We start from the raw sequence: 15,042 nt of genomic DNA, 5'->3' as shown, positions 1-15,042 counted from the left end.
GGCTCCTTTACATGAACGAGGTACTATACCGAGCTTTTCCCGATGTCTGTGTCGGATATGCTTACCCGCTATCAACCCCCTGACGAGGCCAGAATGCTTTCCATGCCCTGGAGCGAAATCGATACCGTCCTGCTGGATATGGACGGCACGTTGCTCGACCTGCATTACGACGAACACTTCTGGATGCAGCACCTGCCGCAGCGCTACGCCGAACTGCACGGCGTCAGTTTCGCCATGGCCTGGCTGGAATTGAAACCGCTGTTCGAAAACAACGCGGGCACGCTCAACTGGTACTGCCTGGATTTCTGGAGCGCCGAGCTTAACCTGTCGGTCCGCGACCTGAAACGCGAAATCGCCCACATGATTGCGCTGCGCCCAGACGCCGAGACCTTTCTCGCGGCCCTGCAAAAGGCCGGCAAGCGAGTGATCATGATCACCAATGCGCACCGTGATTCGTTGTCGCTGAAGATGGAGCGAATCGAGCTGGCGCCTTATTTCGAACGCCTGATCAGCTCTCACGATTACGGCTTTCCCAAGGAAAGCCAGCATTTCTGGGACGCTCTGAAGGCCGAAACAGCCTTCGACCCGGCACGCAGTCTGTTTATCGACGACACCCTGCCGATCCTGCGCAGCGCTCGACACTTCGGTGTAGCCCATTTGCTGGCCGTCAGCCAACCCAACAGCCAAAAAGGCCCGAAAGACACCGAAGAGTTCGCCGCAGTGGACGACTATCGGGAGTTGATCAAGGGCGTGCTCGATCATTCAGCCTGAGCGCGTAGAATCGGCTGTCTGGACGGCTCATCGGAGTGAACATGGACATCAAGCAACTTAAATTTCTGATCGCCCTCGACGAGACGAGGCACTTCGGCCAAGCGGCTGCGCGCTGCAACATCACCCAGCCGACGCTGTCGATGCGCCTGCGCAATCTGGAAGAAGAGCTTGGCTTGCCACTGGTCAATCGCGGCCAACGCTTCGAAGGTTTTACCGCACCAGGCGAACGCGTATTGGCCTGGGCACGCACGGTACTGGCTGCCTACGACGGTCTGCAGGCTGAAGCGGCCGCCTGCCGCGGTCATCTGGTCGGGACGTTGCGCCTGGGCGTGGTGCCGCTGTCGAGCTTCGATCCGCTGCCATTGCTGCACCGGCTGCACCAGCTGCACCCCAATCTGCGCTTCGAGCTGTCGTCACTCAGCTCCGAGCAAGTGCTGGAGCAACTGGCAAGCAATCGTATCGATCTGGGCGTCTCGTACCTGGAACGTCTGGACAATGAGCGTTTCGATTCGCTGACCCTGGACGACACGCGCATGGGCCTGCTGTACGACCGTCGGCACTTCACGTTTGGCGACGATCCCTTGAGCTGGGCCGATCTGGTCGAGCTGCCACTGGGCATGCTGACCAGCGGCATGCATTTTCGGCAGTCGATCGATCACAACTTCCATAGCCGCGGCCTGCAACCCAATCCGCTGATACAAACCGATGCCGTTCATCAGTTGCTGCAAGCCGTACATGGCGGTTTTTGCTGCGCGATCATGCCGCTGGATGGCGGTCTGGAAACGCTCACCGAACATTTGCGCCTGCATCCGATTGCCGACTCCCGGACTTTGGCCCGGCTGGGGTTGATCATGCGCCGCAGTGCGCCACGTTCGGCACTGGCTAAAGCCTGCTTTGCGCTGGTAGCAGAAATACCGCGCTAGAGCGTTGATCGACGTCATCTATCGGGACATCAGCACTAGCGATTAGACGATTTCCAATAACGGGCCTAATCTTGCAGATGTCATTCTGCCGGTATTTCAGCCCATGCCCGTTACGCGCAAGGTCAGCTCGGCGTCCTTTGCTACGCCAGCCCCCGAAGCAAGCCAGTCTTACAGCTACTCGAATCTCGAGGGCACGGACTCTGCACGTAACGAACTTGCTGAAGAAGTGGCGCTGGCGATTGCCTACAACGGCATCAGCCAGGCGGTCATGCTGGTCAGCCCTACTGATCTGGAAGACTTTATCGTCGGCTTCAGCCTGGGCAGCGGCATCATTGCCTCGCATGACGAAATCTACGACTTCAAAATCAGTGGTTGCGGCTCGGCGATGCAGGCCGAGGTCGAGATCGCCAGCCGCGCGTTCTGGGAACTCAAGCAGCAGCGTCGGCAACTGGCTGGCACCAGCGGTTGCGGACTGTGTGGCGTTGAAGCCGTCGAGCAGGCACTGCCTGACCTGAAGGCGCTGCCCGGCGCGCCCCTGCCCTCGATCGAATGGCTGGAAGGCCTGCGTCAGCGCATCGGTGAGTTCCAGCCGCTCGGCCGCCATTGCGGCGCCGTACATGCGGCGGTGTTCATGGACGGTAACGGCCAACTGTTGCTGGGACGTGAAGACATCGGCCGCCACAACGCGCTGGACAAGCTGATCGGCGCATTGATCCGTCAGGACATCCCCTTGGCAGGCGGCGTCGCCATCGTGACCAGCCGCTGCAGCCTGGAACTGATTCAGAAAGTATTGCGCGCCGGCATCCAGACCCTGGTCAGCCTGTCTTCGCCCACCGGCCTGGCCCTGCAATGGGCCCGCCGTCACAACCTCAATCTAATTCACCTGCCGCAGAAAAGTGCGCCGCGGGTCTATAGCCCTGCGATGGAGATTCAAGCGTGAGCACTCATCATCAAGCCGACAAGACACCAACCCCCCGCTACAAGCCGTACAAAGGTGCGGCAGGCGGCTGGGGCGCACTGATCAGCGTGACGCAACACTGGCTGGGCAGTGACAACGCGCTGAAGAACCTGCGCATGATGCTCAAGACCAACCAGAACGGCGGTTTCGACTGCCCGGGCTGTGCGTGGGGTGATTCGCCGGAAAGCGGCATGGTCAAGTTCTGCGAGAATGGCGCCAAGGCGGTGAACTGGGAAGCGACCAAGCGTCGTGTCGACCCGGCCTTCTTCGCCCGCTACAGCGTCAGCTCGTTGATGGAGCAGAGCGATTACTGGCTCGAGTATCAGGGCCGCCTGACCGAGCCGATGAGCTATGACGCGGAAACCGACCGTTACAAGCCGATCAGCTGGGACAACGCGTTTGCGCTGATCGCCAAGCACCTGAAGAACCTGCCCAGCCCGAACATGGCCGAGTTCTACACCTCCGGCCGCGCCAGCAACGAAGCGGCCTACCTGTATCAGCTGTTCGTGCGCGCTTATGGCACCAACAACTTCCCTGACTGCTCGAACATGTGCCACGAGGCCAGTGGCGTAGCGCTGTCGCAAAGCGTCGGCGTCGGCAAGGGCACCGTGACCTTCGAGGATTTCGAACACGCCGATGCCATCTTCGTCCTCGGCCAGAACCCCGGCACCAACCACCCGCGCATGCTCGAGCCATTGCGTGAAGCGGTACAGCGCGGCGCCCAGGTGGTGTGCGTCAACCCGCTCAAAGAGCGTGGCCTGGAGCGTTTCCAGCATCCGCAACACCCGGTCGAAATGCTCACCAACGGCGACCGCCCGACCAACACCGCCTACTTCCGCCCTGCCCTGGGTGGCGACATGGCGCTGTTGCGCGGCATGGCCAAGTTCCTGCTGCAATGGGAGCGCGAGGCGCAAGCCAACAACGCACCTTCGGTGTTCGACCACGCGTTCCTCAACGAACACACCGAAGGCGTGCTCGAATACCTGGCCGCCATCGATGACACGTCCTGGGACTCGATCGTCGAGCAATCCGGCCTGCCGCTGAGCGACATCGAGCAATCGGCACGCATGTACGCCAAAGGCAAGAACGTAATCATGTGCTGGGCGATGGGGATTACCCAGCACCGTCACTCGGTGCCGACCATCCAGGAAATCGCCAACCTGATGCTGCTGCGCGGCAACATCGGCCGTCCGGGTGCCGGCCTGTGCCCGGTGCGCGGTCACAGTAACGTGCAGGGTGATCGCACCATGGGCATCAACGAGCGCCCACCGGTGTTCCTGCTCGATGCCTTGGAAAAACGCTTCCAGTTCAAAGTACCCCGCGAAAATGGTCACAACGTCGTCGAAGCCATTCACGCCATGGCCGAAGGTCGCGCCAAGGTGTTCATCGCGCTGGGCGGCAACTTCGCTCAGGCCACCCCGGACAGCCATCGCACTGCCGAAGCCCTCAGCAATTGCGACCTGACCGTACAGATCAGCACCAAGCTGAACCGCAGCCATCTGTTCCACGGCAAGGACGCGCTGATCCTGCCGTGCTTCGGCCGTACCGACATCGACATCCAGGCCAACGGCCCACAAGCCGTCACCGTGGAAGATTCGTTCAGCATGGTTCACGCTTCCAACGGCCAGTTGAAGCCGTCCTCGAAGCAAATGCGTTCCGAGCCTGCGATCATCGCCGGTATCGCCAACGCTACGCTGGGCAAGGCGCCTGTGGACTGGTTGTGGCTGGTCGAGGACTACAACCGTATTCGCGACCTGATCGCCGACACCATCCCCGGCTTCAAGGATTTCAACGAGCGCGTCAAGCACCCGGGCGGCTTCTACCTGGGTAACGCTGCTGGCGCACGTCGCTGGAACACTGCGTCGACCCGCGCCAACTTCAAGTCCAATGCGCTGCCGCTGACTCTGATCAATGAACACGTCAGTTCAACCGGGCAGATCCCGGACCTGATCATGCAATCGATGCGCTCGCACGATCAGTACAACACCACCATCTATGGCCTGGACGACCGCTATCGCGGCGTCAAAGGTCAGCGTGACGTGCTGTTCGTCAACGAAGCCGACATCATCCGTCTGGGCTTCCAGCCGGGGCAGAAGGCGGACCTGATTTCGATCTGGAGCGATAACCGCGAGCGCCGCGTCAAAGGCTTCACGTTGCTGCCATTCGATATTCCGGCCGGTCAGGCTGCCGCCTACTACCCAGAGGTCAACCCGCTGGTGCCGCTGGAAAGCGTGGGCGATGGCAGCAGCACGCCGACCTCGAAGTTCGTTGCCATCCGCCTCGAGCGCTCTGCAGAGTCGGCACGCATCCTCTAACGTCCCTGAAAGACGCCCACAAAAAAGGCCCGTTTCTCTGGAAACGGGCCTTTCGCAAGTAACCTCAGACTCTCATTTCCGACTTAAGTTCCTCAGCCAAAACAATAACTTAGCAGTTTGTGTGGCAATCGTGTTACTCGTCGGAATTGCATTGCTACATTCTTCACTTGACACCAAGATCGCGCCGTCATCCCTATGAGATTCCATACATGAAGTATTCCTCGATACTGTTGTTGTCTCTTACCTTGATCAGCGGTGCGGCGTCTGCAGGCAACCTTGAGTCAGGCGTAGGCGGAGCATTGGGTGGGGTACTCGGTTCGGTCGTCGGTCAGCAGATCGGCGGCAGCACTGGTTCAGCAATTGGCGCAGGTGTCGGCGGCGCAGCCGGTGGCGCTGTAGGCGCAGACCGTCGCAACCGCACAGAAGCAGCCATTGGCGGCGGTCTGGGCGCTGCGGGCGGTAACGTGCTGGGTCGCAGCGTCGGCGGCAACACCGGCAGCCTGGTCGGCTCGGCGGTAGGTGGCGGCGGCGGTGCTGCACTCGGCAACTACATGGGCAACGAAAGCCGCAGCGATGATCGTCGTTATCGTGGTGGCCGTGATCATGGCCATCGCCCGAAGCACCACGGCCATCGCCGTCATCGTGACTGATACCACCGTCAGTTGCTGAAGCACAAAAAACCGGCCGCTCTTTAGCGGCCGGTTTTCATTTGTCTGTCGCAATGCAGGTTCAGGACTGGATGCAGAACATCGTCCCCTTGGTCAGATCACTTTGTACGTGTAGTCAGTTGCCAGCCACGGCCTGCACCCACGTCCTGACCTGTGCGTACGGATAGTCCTCCAGCACCGCAAACCCGGTGGTGGCGCGGGCTTTGAGCTTGGTGAACAGCGGCACGCTGATGCCACACAGAAAACGCGTCAGGCAGTCTGCGCTGGGCCGCTGGCCGGTATAGTCCTGGTGCTTGTGGATAAACTCGCTGCACAGGTGCTGAAAGTCCCGATTCGCCAGAGGCTCCAACGCGGGTGGTTCGGGCAGGTGGGCGACTTCGCCAAGGCAGACCGAGCAATGCCCGCAGCGCTCCGGCGCATTGTGATCACCGAAGTACCGCGCCAGCCGATGGGTCAGGCACTGGTCACTGGCGAACACGTCCAGCATGGTGTGAATGCGCGCAACTTCAGTGGCTTCGTGATGAGCGAAATAATCGTGCAATTCGATGCTCAAGGCCTGTGCATCAAAGTCGCTGCGCAACAGGCTGTAAACCTCGGTCATCTGTTTGCTTTCAAGCTCGATCCAGCCTTTTTCCTGAAAGTAATCCAGCGCCTTGACCACCCGCCCGCGCTCGGCGCCGTATTGCTGGTACATCGCCTCGAAATCGACGGTGGCCCAGGTCCTTGCGCGGTGTGAAGTGTCGATCAGGGCTTGAACGAAGTCGCGTCGCTCCCCCTCGAAACGCGCCATCAGGTCTTGCGGCTGAAGCAGAAACTTGAAGCGGTACTCGGCAAAATACGCGTAGCGCGGCGCAATGATCCCGCGCAGTTCCAGTTGCACCAGCAGGGTCTTCAGCGGCAATTGACGAATATTGCTGAGGTCGGCGAGCGGCCCGAGCAGAAATTCCCACTGCCCGTCATGACGCGCCCCAAGCAGATCCTCCAGCACACGAGCAATCCCCTCGCGCTCCGGCGTATCGCCGTACACGAAGTTCTCCAGCACGTTGAGACTGTCGCGGTTGGCCAGCACCAGACAATCCGAAGCAGCACCATCACGCCCGGCCCGACCGATTTCCTGGCTGTAGTTCTCGATGGATTTGGGCAGGTCGAAATGCACCACGTTGCGGATATCGCTCTTGTCGATGCCCATCCCGAACGCGATGGTCGCCACGATGCAGTTCAGATGGCCGCCCATGAACTGCTTCTGGATCGACTCGCGCTGATCATTGGGCAGCCCGGCATGGTATGCGCTGGCGGGCAGGCCATGCTGTTCCAGGTGAGCGGCGATGTGTTCGGCTGTCTTTTGCAGGGTCACGTAAACGATGGTCGGCTGCCCGCGACGCTCGTTGAGCCACTCCACCAGCAGGCGTCTTTTGTCACGGCCACTGACCGGCTTGACCCACAGGTGCAGGTTGGCGCGGTAGAAACCGGTGGTGGTGACATCCTCGGGGGCGATGGCGAATTTGTCCTGCATGTCGATGATGACTTGCGGGGTCGCCGTGGCGGTCAGCAGCAATGTCTGAGGGATGTTGAATTCGCGCTGGTAGTCCGGCAGCTTCAGGTAGTCGGGGCGGAAGTTATGCCCCCACTCCGAGATGCAGTGCGCTTCGTCGACCACCAGCAAGGAAATCGGTACTTGAGCGATGAAATTGCGGAAACGCTCGTTCTTCAGGCGCTCGACCGAGATCATCAGAATCTTCAGCTCGCCGGAGCGTGCGCGCGCCATCACATCAGCGATCTCGTCGCGGCTCTGCGCCGAATCAATGCTCTCCGCCGAGATACCGTGGCGGTGCAGAAAGGCAAGCTGATCCTGAATCAGCGCCAGCAACGGCGACACCACCAGCGTCAAATGCGGCAACATCAGGGCAGGCAATTGGTAACATAGCGACTTGCCCGAACCTGTCGGAAAGATCGCCGCAACCGAGCGTCCGGCCAGTACCGCACTGATGGCAGCCTCCTGCCCCGGCCGGAACTGTGTGTAGCCGAATACCTGTTCGAGACGCTGGTGCATTCGCGGTCCATCCATCAGTCAAAAAACGGCCTCAACCTTAACGCGCCAGGCCTGATGCACATAGCACCAAAGCGTTGCAGAAACTCTACCCACCGGCCGATATCATTGTAATATCACCACCGAACATCGCTTGATCAGGAGCAGGAATGGATTCCCTACAGCAACCCGAGGACGACGGGATCATCCGCATTCAGCGCCTCGTGCCCGGTCAGGTCGATGTGGTGCTGGGCTCGCATCCACGCCGCAAGCGCGTCGATACGCCTCGCCGCTCACGCCCTTATGGCCTGTGGCTGGCGTGCCTTATTGCTGCAGCCTGCGTCGCCGGACTGATCACCTCACATGCGAGAGGTCCCAAAGCGCTGGCAGTACCGCCTGTTGTGCAGTCCGTACCTGAACCCGAGACAGTCGAGGCCGAGGCGCAATCCGTAGCCGCAGCCGATCCTGCGCCCGCGCAGACTCGAAAAACCGCAGAGCTTGTGCCGATCGCGGCCACTGTGGCGCCGCCTGCCCCTGTGCAGCCCTTGGATGACTGCATGAAAAACGGCAACGTCATCGATGAGGCGGTGGCGAACTGTCGATTCGGCCAGGTTCCTCGCCCCGCTCAGGCAGAATCGGCAACAGGCATGGTGTCTGCCGACTACATGGCCGATTTCAAGGCCAATGCTTCACGCAACTCCACGCGTTCTTCCAAGCCTTACAGCGTCGCGACAGCCTCCATCCGCGAAGCGGACGGCAGAAACCGCTACCGCGCGCAGTGGCGGGTCTACGGCAACACGATCGATGGCGACAGCGTCTGCGAAAACTTCGCTATTCGTTCATTCGAACGGCGCGAGTGTCGCAAGGCCGCAGCGGTCAACTTCAGAGAACAGTGCCAAGAGTGGACCAAACGCGCGGCAAAAAAACGCGACGAGGACAGTAAAAACGCCCAGCAGCGCTATTGTGAGGTGACCACGAATTTCTCACCTTGAAAACAGGGCTGCGTGCTTCTGGCACAGCAGTTTCAACGGTGTTTTCTACTTTCCCTCTTCATGGCCGAGAATCTGAGAATCCGCAAAAACGGACACCTGTATAGCCAAAGGCTTACACGCAATGAAGCGAATGGCTATTTTGCACCTGCCGTCAGAGCCGTAAGATTGGATCCAACAACTGGCGAACAAGGAGTTCGCCAGGATCAGGGACGATCGACCATCGCCGGGAAGGCAGCCGACAGGGAGTTGGAATGGTCTTGGTACAAACCCGCTTCGGCGGGTTTTTTATTGCCTGCGATTTTTGCCTCCAGCGGTCAAACCACCTCAAGATTTTCCTGACGCCAGATTTCCTGGTCTTCAAGGGCCCGTCCGAAGCTGAGCCCATGAGGTATAGCGAAAGGCTTACACGCGCTGGAGGAACTTGGCTATTTCCGACCCGGCTCGCGCTCCGTAGTATTGGATCCATCAAGGGGTGAACAGGAGTTCACCCGGATCAAGGATGATCGACCATCGCCTCGGAGGCGTCCGACAGGAAGTCGGGATGGTCTTGGAAAAACCCGCTTCGGCGGGTTTTTTGTTGCCTGCAGAAAGGCTTTGCGCCTTACGCCGCGCCGCTCACAGCCAACCGCTTAACGCTTACCCTGCTCGAAGCGCTCTTGCAGCAAGTGTCGTGCAGTACCCGCATTGACGTAATCCGCAATCAACTCACCAAGCTCGTCTGGCTTGAGCTTTTTGCCGTCCCGGCTGAACCGCGCCAGCGCCAGAAGTACCCGGCGTTTTTTCCTGAACACTTTTGCGTTCGGCGCAGAAAACGAACGTGACACTCGCTCGGGTAAAGGCGCATCGTCTTGCAGATGCAGGGTCAGAAACGTGCCATAGGCCACATTCAGCTCAAAATCAGCGATGTGCTGGATTGGGACGGGGGACTTCAGGTTTGCGAAGACAAAGTGATCGGGCGTGAGCAGCAGAGCGGTCTTGTCAGCACGCAGACACATGCGCAGCGCAAATGGCAGCAGCGTCAGCATGAACGCCGCCAAGATGCCGCCCGCTATCAGCATAGAGTTGCGCTTCTCGGTCAGCCCCTGGGGAAATGACAGCGCTTCGGCTATCAGATAAATACCCAGCCCCAGCAGAGGGGCGAGGAATAGTGTTAGCAACAGCCCCCGCAGGCGAGCGCCCTCATGCAGAACGACATCACCGCTTACAGTTTTCGCGCGGGCACGCAGTTCGGTCACCACCTCAGCATCATTTGTCACGTGATGCTTGATGAAGTCCTCGGTAAGACGGGTGCGCAGTGCCTGGGGATTAACGAAGTAATGGTCCATCGCGGCGCGCGCCTGGGCCGCCACTACCGGCCGGGTGCCGCTGCGGGTCGCCTCGTCGGCAGCAACCTGCAACGCGGCGATACGTTCGCCGTTTGACGGGTGCGTATCCGAGGGATGCGGCAGCTGGACGGCCATTTCTTCGTCAGGCAGCGTGAATGTCTTGCCGGCCAGCTCGTGCAGCACGCTGTTCGGCAGATCCTTGGTAAACACCTCTCCGCGCCTTGGGTTGGTGGCCCGCGTGATATGCGTGTAGATCCGCTCCTGCAAAAGCGGGTCGATGGCCGAAATGCGCACCAGCGCCGAGGCAGCCGACGTATTGCCTGCCAGACTCGCCCCCGCGGCATCGGCGGCCAGCTCACGCACGCGGCTCCAGTGATTGACCGCGTGATCGAAGCTTTCCATGAAATACACGCCCAGCATGAACGCCGGACGCAGAATGGTGCGCTGTAGCCACCCGCTGACCATCATGTTTTCAGCGATCACCCCCAGGCTGCGACCGATGCCGTCGTAGATCGGCAGAAAGCGCAGGCTGTACTCGGTGTCTTCACCAGCGAAATGCGCCAGTTCGTGACCAATCACTGCACTCGTTTCAGCAGCATCGATCAGCCCCAGGTACAGGATCGGCACATGCAGAGTTCGCCCCTTGAGCACGGCGTCGGACGGCAGAAGGGAAACATCGCTCGAGGTGACGTAGAAGCCTTCGGTCATGCCCAGCACGATGTGATCAGGTGACAGCGCGCCAAGCCGTTCGGCCAGATCGCGAACATAGGCCCAGAGCACCGGTGCCTCTTCAGGCGTGACCTGCTGCCCCAGAACCTGCATCGCGGTGGGCTCGAACATGTGCAGCATGACGCCCAACTGCTTGCCCATCCGCCAGATCGAATACAGGCACGCAGCGACCAGCATCAGCACGACGATGATCAGCTTGAGTTCGCCCGCGGACATGCGCCCCACATGCCACAGGCCCAGGGCTTCGAAACAGAGGATTGCAGACACCGCCGCGCCCATGGCAACAATGTGCCCCACCAGGACGAACGGCAGAATCCGCCTGACCCTGCTGAAGGTGTGCAGCAATCGCTCGCGGGATTGACGTGCGCGTGCGCCGGCCCAGTTGAGCCCTGCCAGCCCGATGCCGCCGACCAGAGCCGCCAGCAGGCACAGCGCGATGACGGCGCGTGCCAGCCAAATAGTGACACTGCCCAGCACCACTACGAAATCGAGGCCCTGCTCTGCCTCATGGAGACGCGACAGAGCCTCCTTGAGGGTGATGTTTTCTCCGTCCATATCCATCGTTCGCGTGAGGGCGTCGGGCGACCTGGCAAGCCTTTCGAAATAGGGACGGGCATGCGCAAGGTCGGCCTGGATCTCGGTCAGGCGCTCGGTGTTTTCGACACTGCGCTGCAACTGCCAGACACCGATGAGGTTCAGGCCCAGAGGGAGCAGGATGAGTACAGCAATGAGCTTGTAGATTTTCATGAGGCAAGGCTCATAGAGGTGCGTCGCCGCTGGCTGTCCTTAGCGCGCACTAGGTCCGTCAGGCAAAACGCCTTTGGCGTCTGCGTGCATGCGCCCTGCCGTTGCTCAAGTACAAGCGTGAGGGCGCTGGCGGCGTTATACCCTGATTTGCAAAATGATGTAACAAAGCTATCCGCCTGACCTGTGTCGACCCACCTGGATTCGTGCGCCTCAGCGCTCGCAGTGCCATCATTCCCCATCCAGAAAAAAACGCCTGTAAGGCGAGTCCGTACATTTACCCTCTTCAGAGCTTGGAAAACCTGCAAATAAGTTCATCTTTCTAAGCTTAATTTACCCCCCTGATCGGATCCAAATACCACCCCAAAGCCCTTTGAAATCAACACTTACAGTTACATTATGGGTGAAATTCAATCCAATGATGGCTCATAGTCATCATTGCTTACTGTAACGAAACCGAGAAAATATCCACCGTCTGTAGGAACTTTCCTACTAAAAATAGTGCCATAGACCACACTGCTGGCTAGACGACATCTATATGCCAGCACGAACTCCTCCCTCATTGTGGCGGTGTGTCTCGCAGTGACACACATGGCAAAACCACTTCATGAGCAGGTGTGCAGTCGAGAAATTCGCAACTTTTCCCCGTCCCCGGTCTGATCCGGGAAACGGTCGTGAAGGGTTCAAGGACGATGTACCGATGACTCAGACGTTCGATATAGAAGCATTGATCAAGCTGCGCAAGCAGACGCGCGCTATCTCCGACGCGCTCAAGGTGCAGGCGTCCGACTATCTGTCGACCCTTGCGCTGTTGATACGCCCGCAGACATTCTTCGGTGAATACCTGCAGGGTGCGCAGCGCAGCAGCGGCCGCGAGACTCAGCACCATTTCAAAGAGCTCAAGGAGCTCTATGACCGCATTGCTTCGGCAGAGCCGTTCAAGCTGGTCAATGAACTGGAAGTGCCCCTGAACCTGATCAGCACGACGCCCGAGCTGTTCCCGCTCGAATACGACATGGTGTTGTCACAAAGCGGGCAGACCATTCGCATCACCAGTCCGGTGCGTTGGGTGGTGGGCTTCAACTCGTTCGATCTGGCGCAGTTTCGCAAGGTCATCAAAGACCCGAATCGCAGCAGCGCCGAGCTGTATCGCTACGTTGTGCATTATCTGGTGCTGTTCTATTGCCTGAGCAAGTCGCCGGGCATGAGCAGGCTGTTCGAAGGGCTGCGCTTCCCGGTCAGTTTCGAGCGATTGAAAGACTTCGGCGACCTGCCGTTCTGCGTGATCAGCTCACCGGTGCGCTCAGAATTGCCGGATGAATCGGTGATTCGCAACAGCACGCAGATCGCAGGCAATACCAGTTTCGAAGAATTGGTCGGACACGAAAACATTCTGGAAATGAACGATGAAATCCGTCAGCGTCTGCTGCTGACGATTGAAGGACTCTAATCGCGCCCGGCCTGCCACAGGCCCGGTACGCAAACGACTTGCAGCGAGTTGCTCGCACAGGAGATGACGATGGCGAAGAAGGAAAGTACCCAGCACAAACTTGACCGCGTTCGCGCGCCTCGGGTCCATATCACTTACGACGTGGACATCGGCGATGCTCAGGAAAAGAAAGAGCTGCCATTCGTTGTAGGCGTTCTGGGCGATTTCTCCGGCAACCCGCTGGAGCCGCTGCCCAAGCTCAAGGATCGCAAGTTCATCTTCATCGACCGCGACAATTTCAATGGCGTGCTGAAAGGCATCAAGCCGCGCCTGGCGTATCGCGTCGACAACACCCTGGCAAAAGACGGCACCCAACTCGGTGTCGAGCTGAACTTCAATGCGCTGGAAGACTTCGAGCCGCAGAACGTCGTGCGTCAGGTCGAGCCGCTGCGCAAGCTGCTGGAAGTGCGCAACAAGCTGGCTGACCTGCGTAACAAGATGGGTGGCAACGACAAGCTGGAAGAACTGCTGATGGACGTGTTGCAGAACACTGAAAAGCTGAAAACCCTGGGCAAGGAGTTCGGCCGTGAAGCCGCCGTTCCTGCCACCGACAGCAAAGAGTAAGGAGGAGCCTGACGATGACCGATAAGCAACCCGTGACTCAGCAGGACAGCGCTCTGGTTGAAGTTGAAAACTTCGCCCCGCAATCTTCCCTGCTCGACAGCATCATTTCCGAAAGCCGCGTTGCACGCTCCGAAACCGAGCGCACCCGTACCCGCGATCTGATCGGTGAGCTGGTGGCTCAGGTACTTGAAGGCGAAATGACGCCAAGCAAGGACCTGATTGCCGTGCTCGACGCGCGCATCGCCGAGATCGATTCGATGCTCTCCGAGCAAATGAACGAAATCATGCACGCCCGTGAATTCCAGCAACTGGAAGCGTCCTGGCGCGGCCTGAAGTATCAGGTTGACCAGACCGAGACCAGCACCACGCTGAAGATTCACCTGCTCAACGCGTCGAAAAAAGACCTCGTGCGAGACCTCAAGGCGTCGTCCGAATTCGACCAGAGCGCACTGTTCAAGAAGATCTACGAAGAAGAGTACGGCACCTTCGGTGGTGCACCGTTCGGCATGTTGCTGGGTGACTACGAGTTCAACCGCAACCCGGAAGACATGTACCTGCTGGAAGAGATCTCCCACGTGGCAGCCGCCGCCCACGCGCCGTTCATCTCGGCGGCATCGGCTGAGCTGTTCGGCTGGGACTCGTTCACCGACATGGCCGGCCCTCGCGACCTGGCGAAGATCTTCGACACGGTCGAATACGCCAAGTGGAAGTCGTTCCGCGCCTCTGAAGACTCCCGCTATGTCGGTCTGACCCTGCCGCACGTGCTGGGTCGTCTGCCGTATGGCCCGGATACCACGCCCGTCGAAGAATTCAACTTCGTCGAAAGCGTCGATGGCCGTGACCACAATAAATATCTGTGGATGAACGCTGCCTATGCGCTGGGCACTCGTGTGACCGACGCATTCTCCCGCTACGGCTGGTGCGTGGCGATCCGTGGTGTGGAAGGCGGTGGTCTGGTCGAAGGCCTGCCGACGCACACCTTCAAGACCGATGACGGTGAAATCGCGCTCAAATGCCCGACTGAAATCGCCATCACCGACCGTCGCGAAAAGGAACTCTCGGACCTCGGCTTCATTCCGCTGGTGCACTGCAAAGGTACCGACTACGCCGCGTTCTTCGGCACCCAGTCGACCCAGAAGCAGAAGCAGTACAACACCGACATTGCCAACGCCAACGCGCGTCTGTCGGCGCAACTGCAATACATCTTCGCGACCTCGCGTATCGCTCACTACATGAAAGCGATCATGCGCGACAAGATCGGCAGTTTTGCATCGCGCAAGGATGTCGAGCTGTTCCTCAACAAGTGGCTGTCCAGCTACGTGTTGCTGGATGACACCGCCAGCCAGGAAGCCAAGGCCAAGTTCCCGCTGCGCGAAGCGCGTGCCGAAGTGTTCGAAGTTCCTGGCAAGCCTGGCGTCTACAAGGCCGTGACTTACCTGCGTCCGCATTACCAACTGGATGAACTGACGGCATCGCTGCGTCTGGTCGCCGAATTGCCGCAATCGACTCGCGGCTGATCCAACACTTAGCCAGGGAGG

Annotated in this window: 11 protein-coding genes; 9 read left to right on the top strand and 2 right to left on the bottom strand. The window is 59.4% G+C overall.

The genetic code is table 11. The features are described 5' to 3' along the window. The first annotated feature begins 42 nt into the window (after positions 1-42). The 5 genes from yrfG to ACW55A_RS14760 all read left to right on the top strand — a co-directional run bounded on the left by yrfG (position 43) and on the right by ACW55A_RS14760 (position 5,617). The gene (gene yrfG / locus ACW55A_RS14780; RefSeq protein WP_498811388.1) at positions 43-771 is read left to right on the top strand and encodes an HAD family hydrolase; all 729 of its coding nucleotides are present in this window, start codon (positions 43-45) and stop codon (positions 769-771) included. Between the two features lie 41 nt (positions 772-812). Then, a complete protein-coding gene (locus tag ACW55A_RS14775; RefSeq protein WP_498811387.1) occupies positions 813-1,694 on the top strand; it encodes a LysR family transcriptional regulator in 882 nt (293 codons plus the stop codon). Between the two features lie 103 nt (positions 1,695-1,797). Continuing rightward, complete coding sequence (fdhD, locus tag ACW55A_RS14770; protein ID WP_455809607.1) at positions 1,798-2,634, top strand: formate dehydrogenase accessory sulfurtransferase FdhD; 837 nt, start codon at positions 1,798-1,800, stop codon at positions 2,632-2,634. After that, positions 2,631-4,967 carry an FdhF/YdeP family oxidoreductase gene (locus ACW55A_RS14765; protein ID WP_003434810.1) on the top strand — a complete coding sequence of 779 codons (2,337 nt, stop codon included), beginning with the start codon at positions 2,631-2,633 and terminating at the stop codon, positions 4,965-4,967. Before fdhD ends, ACW55A_RS14765 begins: the two co-directional genes overlap by 4 nt. 209 nt (positions 4,968-5,176) lie before the next feature. Beyond that, on the top strand, positions 5,177-5,617 hold the full coding sequence (locus ACW55A_RS14760) for a glycine zipper domain-containing protein (protein WP_003372307.1): 441 nt from the start codon (positions 5,177-5,179) through the stop codon (positions 5,615-5,617). Positions 5,618-5,750: 133 nt separating this feature from the next. Here the strand turns inward: ACW55A_RS14760 and ACW55A_RS14755 are convergent, their stop codons facing one another. Next, the gene (locus ACW55A_RS14755) at positions 5,751-7,685 is read right to left on the bottom strand and encodes a RecQ family ATP-dependent DNA helicase (protein WP_248697656.1); all 1,935 of its coding nucleotides are present in this window, start codon (positions 7,683-7,685) and stop codon (positions 5,751-5,753) included. Between the two features lie 146 nt (positions 7,686-7,831). On the opposite strand from ACW55A_RS14755, the gene ACW55A_RS14750 reads away from it, so the two are divergent. After that, the gene (locus tag ACW55A_RS14750) at positions 7,832-8,653 is read left to right on the top strand and encodes a hypothetical protein (RefSeq protein ID WP_498811386.1); all 822 of its coding nucleotides are present in this window, start codon (positions 7,832-7,834) and stop codon (positions 8,651-8,653) included. A 629-nt stretch (positions 8,654-9,282) separates the two neighbouring features. Here the strand turns inward: ACW55A_RS14750 and ACW55A_RS14745 are convergent. After that, the gene (locus ACW55A_RS14745; RefSeq protein WP_455809609.1) at positions 9,283-11,454 is read right to left on the bottom strand and encodes a M48 family metallopeptidase; all 2,172 of its coding nucleotides are present in this window, start codon (positions 11,452-11,454) and stop codon (positions 9,283-9,285) included. A gap of 697 nt (positions 11,455-12,151) precedes the next feature. Here ACW55A_RS14745 and ACW55A_RS14740 point away from each other — a divergent pair. The 3 genes from ACW55A_RS14740 to tssC all read left to right on the top strand — a co-directional run bounded on the left by ACW55A_RS14740 (position 12,152) and on the right by tssC (position 15,021). After that, positions 12,152-12,901: a hypothetical protein gene (locus tag ACW55A_RS14740; protein WP_002551426.1), complete on the top strand. Its 750-nt coding sequence runs from the start codon at positions 12,152-12,154 to the stop codon at positions 12,899-12,901. Positions 12,902-12,970: 69 nt separating this feature from the next. Further along, entirely contained in the window at positions 12,971-13,504 is a 534-nt protein-coding gene (gene tssB / locus ACW55A_RS14735) for a type VI secretion system contractile sheath small subunit (protein WP_003318241.1), read from the top strand. 14 nt (positions 13,505-13,518) lie between these two features. Beyond that, positions 13,519-15,021, top strand: a complete 1,503-nt coding sequence (tssC, locus tag ACW55A_RS14730) for a type VI secretion system contractile sheath large subunit (protein WP_003434824.1) — start codon at positions 13,519-13,521, stop codon at positions 15,019-15,021. The last annotated feature ends 21 nt before the right edge of the window (positions 15,022-15,042 follow it).

The organism is Plantibacter cousiniae (nom. nud.), from assembly GCF_977070315.1.
The sequence above is the reverse complement of the archived record's forward strand: the minus strand, read 5'-3'. Positions and strand labels throughout refer to the sequence as shown.

Bases quoted from the DNA above. Each gene is read 5' to 3' on its own strand.
- yrfG (WP_498811388.1), top strand. From the start codon at position 43: ATGTCTGTGTCGGATATGCTTACCCGCTATCAACCCCCTGACGAGGCC.
- ACW55A_RS14775 (WP_498811387.1), top strand. From the start codon at position 813: ATGGACATCAAGCAACTTAAATTTCTGATCGCCCTCGACGAGACGAGG.
- fdhD (WP_455809607.1), top strand. From the start codon at position 1,798: ATGCCCGTTACGCGCAAGGTCAGCTCGGCGTCCTTTGCTACGCCAGCC.
- ACW55A_RS14760 (WP_003372307.1), top strand. From the start codon at position 5,177: ATGAAGTATTCCTCGATACTGTTGTTGTCTCTTACCTTGATCAGCGGT.
- ACW55A_RS14755 (WP_248697656.1), bottom strand. From the start codon at position 7,685: ATGCACCAGCGTCTCGAACAGGTATTCGGCTACACACAGTTCCGGCCG.
- ACW55A_RS14750 (WP_498811386.1), top strand. From the start codon at position 7,832: ATGGATTCCCTACAGCAACCCGAGGACGACGGGATCATCCGCATTCAG.
- ACW55A_RS14745 (WP_455809609.1), bottom strand. From the start codon at position 11,454: ATGAAAATCTACAAGCTCATTGCTGTACTCATCCTGCTCCCTCTGGGC.
- ACW55A_RS14740 (WP_002551426.1), top strand. From the start codon at position 12,152: ATGACTCAGACGTTCGATATAGAAGCATTGATCAAGCTGCGCAAGCAG.
- tssB (WP_003318241.1), top strand. From the start codon at position 12,971: ATGGCGAAGAAGGAAAGTACCCAGCACAAACTTGACCGCGTTCGCGCG.
- tssC (WP_003434824.1), top strand. From the start codon at position 13,519: ATGACCGATAAGCAACCCGTGACTCAGCAGGACAGCGCTCTGGTTGAA.